Below are 12,146 nucleotides of genomic sequence, written 5' to 3'. Positions count from 1 at the left end.
TTCAGAGTGATCCGTTTTGAGTAAAAGATTGTTAAAATCCGGCATCATCGTCAGCGCCATGACGTTAATTTCCCGCGTGTTGGGCTTGGTGCGGGATGTGGTGATTGCCAATTTAATCGGCGCCGGCGCTGCTGCCGACGTATTTCTATTCGCCAATCGCATTCCCAATTTTCTCCGTCGTTTGTTTGCCGAAGGGGCGTTTTCGCAAGCCTTCGTGCCTGTATTGGCGGAATATCAGAAATCCGGCGATTTATCCAAAACCCGCGAATTTATCAGCAAGGTTTCCGGCACCCTGGGCGGGTTGGTAAGTATCGTGACCTTGCTGGCGATGATCGGGTCTCCCGTTGTGGCGGCGATTTTCGGGACGGGCTGGTTTGTGGATTGGCTCAATGACGGTCCTAATGCGGAAAAATTCACCCAAGCCTCATTGCTGCTCAAAATCACTTTCCCTTATTTATGGTTCGTGACCTTTGTGGCGCTGTCCGGCGCGATTTTAAACACTCTCGGCAAGTTCGGCGTCATGTCGTTTTCGCCGGTGCTACTCAATGTGGCGATGATTGCCACCGCACTTTGGCTGGCGCCGCAACTGGAAAATCCCGATTTAGGCTTGGCAATCGGGATCTTTCTCGGCGGCTTGCTGCAATTTCTGTTTCAACTGCCGTTCTTATACAAAGCCAAATTATTGGTGAAGCCGAAATGGGCGTGGCATGACGAAGGCGTGAAGAAAATCCGCACATTGATGATTCCCGCGTTGTTCGGCGTGTCTGTCAGTCAAATCAATTTATTGCTGGATACCTTTATCGCCAGTTTCCTAATGACCGGCTCCATCAGCTGGCTTTATTATTCCGATCGTTTGCTGGAGTTCCCGCTCGGCTTGTTCGGTATCGCCATTTCCACGGTAATTTTGCCGACCCTTGCCCGCCACCATGTGAACCGCGACGATAACGCCAAAAGTGCGGTGGATTTTCGCAACACAATGGATTGGGGCGTGCGCATGATTTTATTGCTTGGCGTGCCGGCAATGATTGGTATCGCCATATTAGCGCAGCCTATGTTGCTCGTGCTGTTTATGCGCGGCAGCTTTAGTTTCAGCGATGTGCAGGCGGCGTCGTATTCTTTATGGGGCTTTAATGCGGGGCTGCTGAGCTTTATGTTAATCAAGATTCTGGCGAACGGTTATTACGCCCGCCAGGACACCAAAACGCCAGTAAAAATCGGTATTATCGCCATGGTGAGCAATATGGCGTTTAACCTGCTTGCGATACCTTTCAGTTATGTGGGCTTGGCGATCGCCTCCGCCATGTCGGCGACGCTCAACGCGTTCCTGCTTTATCGCGGCTTGGCGAAAGCCGACGTGTATCATTTCAGCCGTCAAAGTGCGGTCTTTTTTCTGAAAGTTTTTGTCGCTGCGGCGATCATGGGCGCGTTGGTTTGGTATCACAGCCCGAACCTGACGGAATGGAACGCCATGCGCTTTCTCACCCGTGTACATTGGCTGGCGTGGCTCATCGTGTTGGCGGCGATGGTTTACGGCGGAATGTTGGTGCTGTTGGGGATTCGCAAACGTGATTTGACGGGCGCGCGCCAGGCATGAAATTAGTTTTTGTGGCGCATGGATTTATGCGTATAATACCGAAATATTTTTTCACCAAAATTTATGGAACACATTGAATGCAGTTGATTCGAGGCCTGGGAAATTTACCGCAAAATTTGCACGCTTGCGCGTTAACCATCGGTAATTTTGATGGTGTGCATTTGGGACATCAAGCCATTTTGCATCATTTGCGGGCAAAAGCCGACGAATTGCATTTACCCATGGTGGTGATGCTGTTTGAACCGCAACCGCGCGAATATTTTTGCGGCAAAGACGCCCCCGCGCGCTTAATGCGCTTACGCGATAAATTGCATTACCTTGAACAGGCGGGCGTGGACATCGTTATCGTAGCGAAATTCGACCGCACTTTTGCCGCATTGCCGGCGCAGCAATTTATCGAAGATTGGCTGGTGCGCAAATTAAAGGTGAAATTTTTAAGTATCGGCGATGATTTTAAATTCGGCGCCAAACGCCAAGGGAATTTTGCGATGTTGCAACAAGCCGGTGAACGATTCGGTTTTACGGTGGAAGATAACCGCAGTTTTTGCCTGGATGAACTGCGTATCAGCAGCACCGCCATTCGCCTTGCCTTGGCGAACGACGATTTGCCGCTGGCGGAAAAATTGCTCGGGCACCCATACCGCATTTTAGGTCGCGTGATTCACGGTAACGAATTGGGTCGCACCATCGGCTTTCCGACGGCGAATATCCGCCTGCATCGTCAGGTGAACCCGGTGAAAGGCGTGTATGCGGTTAAAGTGCGGTTAAAATCCGGCGCGTTTTTTAACGGTGTGGCAAACATCGGCACCCGCCCGACCATCAACGGCGTGAATCAATTATTAGAAGCCCATTTATTTGATTTTCAAGGCGATCTTTACGGACAATGGCTGGAAGTGGAACTGTGCCGTAAAATCCGTAACGAAATGAAATTTCCGTCTTTTGACGCACTAAAAGCGCAAATCGCGCAGGATGTGGAGACGGCGAAAAAGGTTTTTGAAGCGTAGAAAAATTTTTGCCTTCCCCTGCTTGCGGGGGAAGGTGTCCGAAGGACGGAAGGGGGCAAAATCCCCCCCCCTCAGCCTTCGGCAGCTCCCCCCGTAAACGGAGGGAGCAAAAAATAGGAAGGAGGCTTGGTATGACTACTTCGGCTAAACATGTACGTTTTGATGAAAACACAATGTGGGTTGAGCTTGATGATGCGCGTATTTTAGGCATTCCTTTGGTTTGGTTTCCAAAATTGCTGCGGGCGACAAAAATGGAATTGGAAAATTATGAATTAAGTCGTCGTGGTATTCACTGGGATGCGTTGGATGAAGATATTTCAATTGGTGGATTACTTGCCGGTCGGGGTGATGTAACACATAGCCCACAACAAGTGGCTTAAAATAAATTTAAATTTTTACACAAAACTGGAATAGAAAATGACTGATTATAAAAATACCCTTAACCTTCCCGAAACGGGCTTTCCGATGCGTGGTGATTTAGCCAAGCGTGAGCCTGTGATGTTGAAAAATTGGTATGAGAAAGATCTTTACCAAAAAATCCGTCAGGCGACCAAAGGCAAGAAATCCTTTATTTTGCACGACGGCCCTCCTTATGCCAACGGCACCATTCATATTGGTCATGCGGTGAATAAAATTCTTAAAGATATTATCGTGAAATCCAAAACCGCCCTTGGGTTTGATTCCCCTTATATTCCGGGTTGGGACTGCCACGGCTTGCCGATTGAGCTGAAAGTGGAAGGCTTGGTGGGCAAACCGAACGAGAAAATTTCAGCGGCGGAATTTCGTCAAAAATGCCGTGAATATGCGGCAGAACAGGTGGAAGGTCAGAAAAAAGACTTCGTGCGCCTCGGCGTGTTGGGCGATTGGGATAATCCGTATCTGACCATGAATTTCAACACCGAAGCCAACATTATCCGCACTCTGGGCAAAGTAATTGCCAACGGGCATTTATATAAAGGCTCCAAGCCGGTGCATTGGTGTTTGGATTGCGGTTCGTCTTTGGCGGAGGCGGAAGTGGAATATGAAGACCGCGTGTCGCCGTCCATTTATGTGCGTTTCCTGGCGGAAAGTGCGGTGGAAATTGAAGGTAAATTTAACGCCGTCGGCAAAGGCAGCGGCAAGTTGTCCGCCGTGATTTGGACCACAACCCCTTGGACCATGCCGTCCAACCGTGCCATTTCCGTGAATGCGGAGCTGGAATATCAGCTTGTGCAATTAGGCGACGAGCGCGTGATTTTAGCTACCGATTTGGTGGCGGATATGGCAAAAGCGGTTGGCGTGGAGAAGGTGGAAATCTTAGGTTCCGCGAAAGGCAAAGATCTTGAGTTATTACGCTTCCATCACCCGTTCTACAATTTCACCGTGCCGATTATTTTAGGCGATCATGTGACTACCGACGGCGGTACCGGTTTGGTACATACCGCGCCGGATCACGGTTTGGACGACTTTATCGTAGGTAAACAATATGACTTACCGATGGCGGGCTTAGTGGCGAATGACGGTAAATTTATTTCAACTGCCGAATTCTTCGCCGGTAACGGCGTGTTTGAAGCTAACCCGTTAGTGATCGAAAAATTGCAAGAAACGGGTAACTTATTGAAATTGGATAAAATTAAACACAGTTATCCGCACTGTTGGCGCCATAAAACCCCGATTATTTTCCGTGCTACACCGCAATGGTTTATCGGCATGGAAGTGCAAGGTTTACGCCCGCAAGCGCTAGGCGAAATCAAACAAGTGCGTTGGACTCCGGATTGGGGTCAGGCGCGTATTGAAAAAATGGTGGAAAATCGCCCTGACTGGTGTATTTCCCGTCAGCGTACCTGGGGCGTGCCGATGACCTTATTCGTGCACAAAGAAACCGAAGAATTGCACCCGCGCACCTTGGAATTGCTTGAGGAAGTGGCAAAACGCGTAGAAAAAGCCGGAATTCAGGCGTGGTGGGATTTGGACGAAAAAGAACTGCTTGGCGCCGACGCGGAAACCTATCGCAAAGTGCCGGACACCCTTGATGTGTGGTTCGATTCCGGATCCACTTATTCTTCCGTGGTGGCAAATCGCCCAGAATTTGAAGGCAAAGCGGCGGATATGTATTTGGAAGGTTCCGACCAACATCGCGGCTGGTTTATGTCCTCCTTAATGCTTTCCACCGCTACGGACAACAAAGCGCCTTATAAACAAGTGCTTACCCATGGTTTTACTGTGGACGGTCAAGGGCGCAAAATGTCGAAATCCATCGGCAATGTAGTGACCCCACAAGAGGTGATGGATAAATTTGGCGGTGATATTTTACGTTTATGGGTGGCGTCCACCGATTACACCGGCGAAATGACGGTTTCCGATGAAATCTTAAAACGCGCGGCGGACAGCTATCGTCGTATTCGCAACACGGCGCGTTTCCTGTTGGCGAACTTAAACGGCTTTGACCCGCAACGTGATGCGGTGAAACCGGAGGAAATGATTAGCCTGGATCGTTGGGCGGTGGCTTGTGCGTTAGAGGCGCAAAACGAAATCAAAGATGCCTACGATAATTATCAATTCCACGCCGTCGTACAACGCTTAATGCGTTTCTGTTCCGTGGAAATGGGATCTTTCTACCTCGATATTATCAAAGACCGCCAATACACCACCAAAGCGGACAGTCTCGCCCGTCGCAGCTGCCAAACCGCCTTGTGGCACATCGCGGAAGCCTTGGTCCGTTGGATGGCGCCGATTTTATCCTTCACAGCGGATGAAATCTGGGGCTACTTGCCGAAAACTGCCACACCGCGCGCCGAATTCGTGTTTACCGAAGAATTTTACGAAGGCTTATTCGGCTTAGGCGAAAACGAAAAATTAGACGACGCTTATTGGCAAGCCTTGATTAGAGTGCGTTCCGAAGTAAACCGCGTGTTGGAAATCGCCCGTAACGATAAAGTGATCGGCGCCGGTTTGGAAGCGGAAGTGACTGTTTATGCCAACGACGAATATCGCGCATTATTGGAAAAACTCGGCGACGAACTCCGTTTCGTGTTGATTACTTCCAAAGCAGCAGTGAAATCGTTGGCGGACAAACCTGCCGACGTGGCGGAGGGCGAATTGGAAGGCATTGCGGTGAGCGTTGCCCGTTCCAACGGTGAAAAATGCCCGCGTTGCTGGCATTATTCCGACAAAATCGGCGTTAACCCGCAACACCCGACACTTTGTCCGCGTTGCGTGGAAAACGTGGCAGGTAACGGCGAAATTCGACATTTCGCTTAATTTGCTGTTGATGCAAAAAAGTGCGGTTAAAATCGACCGCACTTTTTATTATTTTTATAATCAAGATGATTTAACGAACTTATGACGAACAAACCAAAATCCGGTCTCTCATTTTTGTGGTTAAGTGCGGTGGCGTTTATCGCCGATATTTTTACCAAATATTTAATCGTAAGCCATTTTGAATACGGTGAAAGCATTAATCTCCTGCCGATTTTCAACCTGACCTATGTAGGCAATTTCGGTGCTGCCTTTAGTTTCCTGGCGGATCACGGCGGTTGGCAAAAATTCTTTTTCCTCGCGTTAGCAGTGGGGATTTCCGCCATGTTGGTTTATTTTCTAATGAAGAATCATCACCAACAGAAACTGCTGAATGCTGCGTATGCCTTGATTATCGGCGGCGCTTTGGGCAATGCGGCGGATCGTCTGTATCACGGCTATGTGGTGGATTTTTTAGATTTTTATTGGCGGGATTGGCATTATCCCGTGTTTAACGTGGCGGATATTGCCATTTGTGTGGGTGCCGGTTTGATTGCCTTGGACGCGTTCAAAAACGGTAATAAACAGGAACGTAAATAATGAAAATTATTTTAGCCAATCCGCGCGGATTCTGTGCCGGCGTGGATCGTGCCATCAGCATTGTGGAACTGGCGCTGGAAATTCACGGCGCACCCATTTATGTGCGGCATGAAGTGGTGCATAACCGTTTTGTAGTGAACGGCTTGCGTGAGCGCGGTGCCATTTTTGTAGAAGAATTAAGCGAAGTGCCGGACGGCGCCATTGTGATTTTCTCCGCCCATGGCGTGTCCCAAGCGGTGCGCCAGGAAGCGAAAGAACGCAATTTAAAAGTTTTCGACGCCACTTGCCCGTTGGTGACCAAAGTGCATATGCAGGTGGCGCGCGCCAGTCGTAAAGGTACCAAAGCCATTTTAATCGGGCACAAAGGGCATCCCGAAGTGGAAGGCACCATGGGGCAATACGGCAATCAAGAGGGCGGCATTTATTTAATCGAAAGTGTGGAAGACATCGCCAACTTGCCGGTGGAACAAAATGATGACCTCACATTCATGACGCAAACCACGTTGTCTTTGGACGACACGGCGGAAACCATCAGCGCCCTGAAAGAAAAATATCCCGCCATTCAAGGTCCGCATAAAAACGACATTTGTTATGCCACTACCAACCGACAAGAAGCCGTGCGCGAACTGGCGAAACAGTCGGATTTAGTGGTTGTGGTCGGCTCCAAAAATTCCTCCAACTCCAATCGCCTGGCGGAGCTTGCCTCCCGCATGGGCGTCGCCTCCAAATTAATCGACGACCCGAATGACATTCACGCAAACTGGTTCGACGGCGTACAAACCATCGGCGTCACCGCCGGCGCCTCCGCCCCGGAAGAATTGGTGCAATCGGTCATCTCCCGCCTGAAAGAATTCGGCGTCACCACCGTAGAAGAACTACAAGGTCTGGAAGAAAATATGTTCTTTGAAGTCCCGAAAGAGTTACGGGTGAAAGAGGTGAATTGATTTTTCACCGAATGTGTTGATGATCATCTGATGGCGCGCGTTTCCCAACCACAGCTGTTCAAAACATTGTAACTATTTATATAAAAAGAAAAAACTTGGCTCCCCTCGTTCACGGGGGGAGCCGGGCGAAGCCCTGAGGGGGGCAAAATCTCAATTTTTAGGCATGATCTTGTGAAAACATCAAGATAAATCCCCCCTTCCGCCCTTCGGGCACCTTCCCCCGTAAACGGAGGAAGGCAAGATACTTTATAAAATATCAATGCATTACAATTTTTCGAACACTTGTGGTTTCAACACGTGCTTTTTGTTCCTATTAGTACTGCGACGCGTACGCTATCTATTAAATGGCATAACAAACAAAGTACCCCGACTTACGCCGGGGTATTCTTTAAAAAAACACTTAAATTTCTGACCGCACTTTTTACGAAAAATGATTAAGCTTGCGGGTTCATGATCTCGTCGAAGGTTGCCGCTTTTTCGGTAACTTGCGCTTTAGCCAGTACCGCGTCAACGGCTTGTTCTTCCAATACGACGTTACGAATATTGTTCATTAATTCGTTATTTTTACTGTAGTATTCAACCACATCCGCCGGTTGTTCGTAAGCGGAAGCGATGTCTTCAATCATGGCTTTAGCACGCGCTTCGTCTGCTTTTAGTTCGTTTGACGCGATAATCTGTGCTAACAATAAGCCGACTAATACGCGACGTTTTGCTTGTTCTTCAAATAACTCACGTGGTAATTGTGCCACTTGTTGCGCATTGCCGCCGAAACGTTGTGCCGCTTGTTGGCGTAACACGTCAATTTCTTGCTCAACCGCAGCGCTTGGCACATCGATTTGGTTTTGTTCAACTAAACCGTCGATCACTTGGTTTTTCACGCGGGTAGTCAACGCATTTTTCAATTCACGTTGCATATTTTTACGGATTTCGCTGCGTAAATCCGCTACGGATTTGGTGTTCGGACCGAATTTCGCCACGAATTCATCGGTTAATTCAGGCAATACGATAACCTCGACTTTCTTCAAAGTAATGTCGAATTTCGCCGCTTTGCCTTTTAATTTTTCGGAGTGGTATTCTTCCGGGAAGGTTACATCAATCGTGAATTTATCGCCGGCTTTGTGACCAACGATACCGTCTTCAAAGCCCAGAATCATGCGGCCTTGTCCCATGAATAACACGAAATCTTCCGCTTTGCCGCCTTCAAATTCTTCGCCGTCAACAGAACCGACGAAATCGATAGTAACGCGATCTTCCGCTTTTGCCGCATCTTGCGTTTCGGACCAAGTCGCTTGTTGTTTGCGTAACACGTCAACCATTTTGTCAACGTCCGCTTCGGAAATTTCAACAACCGGTTTTTCAACTTTGATATTTTCTAAACCTTTCAATTCAACTTCAGGATACACTTCAAAAGTTGCGCTGAATTTTAATTCTTTGCCATCTTCAAATTGTTCAACGGTGAAACTTGGACGACCGGCTAAATTTACTTTATTTTCGATAACCGCTTGGAAGAAATGTTTTTGTAATAAATCGCCTAAAATATCTTGACGAACGGAAGCGCCGAAGCGTTTTTCAATAATTTGCGGAGGGACTTTACCTTTACGGAAACCGTCAACACGTGCGTTTTTGGCAACGCGTTTTAATTCTTCGCGTACTGCCTGATCAACGGTTTCAGCCGGAACGGTGATGGTTACACGACGCTCTAAACCTTGAGTCGTTTCAATATTTAATGACATTATGATGTTACCTCAAATTGATGCACTCGGCGAATGCTCACACCGAACACGTTATTAATAGAAAATAAGACGATGAATTATAACGGGACAAAGGCTTTCCGTCGAGGAAATGCACGATAAAAGCGCATAATTGATTAAAAAACACTCGATTTATTCCGGAAAATTAACCGCGCGGATGATAGCGTTCATGTAAGCGTTTTAACCGTTCTTTTGCCACATGAGTATAAATTTGCGTCGTGGATAAATCACTGTGTCCCAGCAACATTTGCACCACGCGCAAATCCGCGCCGTGATTCACCAAATGGGTGGCGAACGCATGGCGTAAAACGTGCGGCGACAACATCTCGCTATCAATTTCCGCCAACACCGCATAATGTTTAATCCGATGCCAAAAGGTCTGCCGCGTCATTTGCGTCCCCCGTCGGCTGGGGAATAACACATCGGAGCTTTGCCCGTCCAGCAACATCGGGCGGGCAAATAACATAAATTGCTTCACCCAATGGGTCGCTTCCTCGCCCATAGGCACAATGCGCTCCTTATTGCCTTTACCGATAACCCGCACCACGCCTTGATTCAGATTAATGCTGTCGGTGTTCAGGGAAACCAATTCCGTCACCCGCAATCCCGTGGCATACAACAGTTCCAGCATTGCTTTATCGCGTAACTCAATGGGTTGCTCCAGGCTTTGCACATTCAGCAAATCCGTCACTTGCTGCTCCGTTAAATATTTCGGCAAACGGCTCGGTAATTTAGGCGAACTGAGCACCGCACTGGGATCGTCGGTGCGGTATTTTTCCTGATACAAATATTGAAAAAGTTTTCGTATGGCGCTGAGCAATCTCGCCGTGCTGGTGGCTTTGTAGCCCTGCTCGACCCGTTCGCCCAAAAAAGTTTGCAAATCCACGGCATCCAAACCGAGCAACGATAAATGCCGCGCCTCCAACCAATCGCAAAGTGCGGTTAAATCCAAGCGATAAGATGCCACCGTATTGGGTGACAAGCCTTTGCCAATCCATAACTCGTTTAAGAATAAATCTAACAATGCAAGGTTATTCATAGCTGTCCTTGTTTCACCAAAAAGGCTTCCACTTTACGCGGTGTCACGACGAAAGCCGCGGCGGCAACCAATGCCATGAGAATAAACGTCATTGATGCCGAATGCGGATAAATGACACCGGAAAGTGCGGTCAGAATCGCCACCATTGCGCTGTTGGAAACGCCATTGTATAAGGCTTGCAACTTGGAAATATGGGGTTGCGGTTGCGTCGTAATGTAACGCACCATGGCATAATGGTCGGTGGCGTAAGTCAGGCTATGTAACAATTGCAAAATGGCAATCAGCCAGATTTCATCGGTGGCGGCAATCCCCAGCCAGCGAGCAATACAGGCAGCGGTCGCCAAATGAAAAATAGTGCTGACTTTCCAGTTTTGCAGTAAGCGACGGGAGAAGAAAAATAACAGAATTTCAGCGACCACCGCCAAGCCCCAAAGCAGACTGGTTTGCGAAACAGAAATGCCAAGCCCCGTCCAATATAATACGCTGTAAACATAATAAGCGGCGTGCGATCCTTGAATCAGCGACGATGCCAGCAAGACGCGCAACGTGGTTTTGTTTTTCAACAAATCCCAATAACGCACCTCAACGGCGGCATGTGCCGACTGTTCATCCTGCGGCGAAATGGTCGGGCTCACACACTGCATGAGCGTATAAGCCAGTAAAAGTGCGGTCAGAATCCAAACGATATTTTGCTCGCCGAAAAAGCCGATAACATTGCCGAATAAGGTTACGCCCACCACAAACGCCAATGAACCGATTAACCGCGCTTTGCCGTAATCCAGTTGAATCTGACGCTGCCAGGTGCTCGCCAGGGAATCCGTAATCGGCATACCGGCGGCGTTTACCATGGCAAACAAACCGATAGCGGAGAATAACAACCAGAAATTCTCGGCGACAAAACTAAGCCCCGCCATAATCAGGGCGCTTGCCAACGCCAGTAAACGTAAGGAGTTGATGAGTTGCGATGCCCGTTTAATTAAACCGGAGAAAAACAAGCCGCCCACAAAACGGAATACATAGGCGCTCGCCAACACCATGCCGATCATTTCCCCGCCGTATTGTTGGGATTTCATCCAAACGGGGAAAAACGGCATAAACACACCATACGCGCAGTAGTAGCCGAAAAAGCTCAGGGCGAGCCAGGTAAAAGGACGAACGGGCATTAGAATAAGGTTTCCATTTCTTTTGAACGCGCCACGCAAGCCTGTATTGCCTGCCGTACGATGTTGTTAAATTGATGTTGATTGAACACATTTAGCGCCGCCGCCGTGGTGCCGCCTTTGGAAGTGACATTTTGGCGCAAGGTCGCCAGTTCCAGCTGTGGATTTTCCACCACCATTTTTGCCGCACCCAACATCGCCTGTTGCACCAACTCGCGCGCCTGTTGTTCATTTAATCCCATTTCCAACAACCCTTGCTGCATGGCTTCCAACAGCTGAAAGAAATACGCCGGGCTGCTGCCTGAGGCGGCGGTGACGGCGTGCATTTGTTCTTCCGAATCAAGCCACAGGGTTTTACCCACGGCGGACAACAAATCCTGCGCAAAAGTGCGGTCGTTTTCCGACGTGTTTTTTGCGGCGAACAACCCCGCCATGCCTTCGCCCACCAATGCCGGCGTATTCGGCATCACGCGCACGACGGATTGCGCGCTCGGCAACAGTGCGGCTAATCTTGCCAGTGAAATACCGGCGGCAATGGAAATCACCAATTTAGCCTGAAAATTAACCGCACTTAAGGGCGCACAAACGTCCGCCAACATCTGCGGTTTTACCGCCAATAACACCACATCCGCTTGGGCTGCCGCCGTGACATTATCCGTTGCCGTGCGTACGCCTTTTTGGGCGAATAAATCCCGTTTTTCTTCGTTAGGATCACAGACAATAATTTTATCGGCAGAATAACCGCGTTTTAACAAACCGAACACGATGGCTTGCGCCATATTGCCGCCACCGATAAAGGTCACCAATTTATGTTGCATATTTCACCTTGAAGTACGTT

At 48.7% G+C, this 12,146-nt stretch carries 10 protein-coding genes; 6 read left to right on the top strand and 4 right to left on the bottom strand.

Annotated features, from left to right (window positions below; all coding sequences use genetic code 11):
• The first annotated feature begins 16 nt into the window (after positions 1–16).
• From murJ to ispH, 6 genes are all read left to right on the top strand, one after another.
• Positions 17–1,594: a murein biosynthesis integral membrane protein MurJ gene (gene murJ / locus DK423_RS03490; RefSeq protein ID WP_032996852.1), complete on the top strand. Its 1,578-nt coding sequence runs from the start codon at positions 17–19 to the stop codon at positions 1,592–1,594.
• A 77-nt stretch (positions 1,595–1,671) separates the two neighbouring features.
• Positions 1,672–2,598, top strand: coding sequence for a bifunctional riboflavin kinase/FAD synthetase (ribF, locus tag DK423_RS03485; protein WP_005559075.1), 927 nt, complete (start codon positions 1,672–1,674; stop codon positions 2,596–2,598).
• Between the two features lie 131 nt (positions 2,599–2,729).
• Positions 2,730–2,978, top strand: a complete 249-nt coding sequence (locus DK423_RS03480) for a DUF2442 domain-containing protein (RefSeq protein WP_005557345.1) — start codon at positions 2,730–2,732, stop codon at positions 2,976–2,978.
• Positions 2,979–3,015: 37 nt separating this feature from the next.
• Positions 3,016–5,838 carry an isoleucine--tRNA ligase gene (ileS, locus tag DK423_RS03475; RefSeq protein WP_005557343.1) on the top strand — a complete coding sequence of 941 codons (2,823 nt, stop codon included), beginning with the start codon at positions 3,016–3,018 and terminating at the stop codon, positions 5,836–5,838.
• Positions 5,839–5,919: 81 nt separating this feature from the next.
• Complete coding sequence (lspA, locus tag DK423_RS03470) at positions 5,920–6,414, top strand: signal peptidase II (RefSeq protein WP_005557341.1); 495 nt, start codon at positions 5,920–5,922, stop codon at positions 6,412–6,414.
• Positions 6,414–7,358 carry a 4-hydroxy-3-methylbut-2-enyl diphosphate reductase gene (gene ispH / locus DK423_RS03465; RefSeq protein WP_005557339.1) on the top strand — a complete coding sequence of 315 codons (945 nt, stop codon included), beginning with the start codon at positions 6,414–6,416 and terminating at the stop codon, positions 7,356–7,358. Before lspA ends, ispH begins: the two co-directional genes overlap by 1 nt.
• Positions 7,359–7,792: 434 nt before the next feature.
• Here ispH and tig read toward each other — a convergent pair whose 3' ends face one another.
• The 4 genes from tig to proC form a co-directional block, all read right to left on the bottom strand.
• Entirely contained in the window at positions 7,793–9,091 is a 1,299-nt protein-coding gene (gene tig, locus DK423_RS03460; RefSeq protein WP_005558828.1) for a trigger factor, read from the bottom strand.
• A 163-nt stretch (positions 9,092–9,254) separates the two neighbouring features.
• Positions 9,255–10,148 carry a site-specific tyrosine recombinase XerD gene (gene xerD / locus DK423_RS03455; protein ID WP_005558826.1) on the bottom strand — a complete coding sequence of 298 codons (894 nt, stop codon included), beginning with the start codon at positions 10,146–10,148 and terminating at the stop codon, positions 9,255–9,257.
• A complete protein-coding gene (locus tag DK423_RS03450; RefSeq protein ID WP_109043872.1) occupies positions 10,145–11,311 on the bottom strand; it encodes a 3-phenylpropionate MFS transporter in 1,167 nt (388 codons plus the stop codon). Before DK423_RS03450 ends, xerD begins: the two co-directional genes overlap by 4 nt.
• On the bottom strand, positions 11,311–12,126 hold the full coding sequence (gene proC / locus DK423_RS03445; RefSeq protein WP_005558822.1) for a pyrroline-5-carboxylate reductase: 816 nt from the start codon (positions 12,124–12,126) through the stop codon (positions 11,311–11,313). Before proC ends, DK423_RS03450 begins: the two co-directional genes overlap by 1 nt.
• Between the last annotated feature and the right edge of the window lie 20 nt (positions 12,127–12,146).

Origin of the sequence: Aggregatibacter actinomycetemcomitans (assembly GCF_003130205.1) — a bacterium.
In the GTDB taxonomy this organism is placed as follows: domain Bacteria; phylum Pseudomonadota; class Gammaproteobacteria; order Enterobacterales; family Pasteurellaceae; genus Aggregatibacter; species Aggregatibacter actinomycetemcomitans_A.
This window is presented reverse-complemented; position numbering and strand designations above follow the sequence as displayed.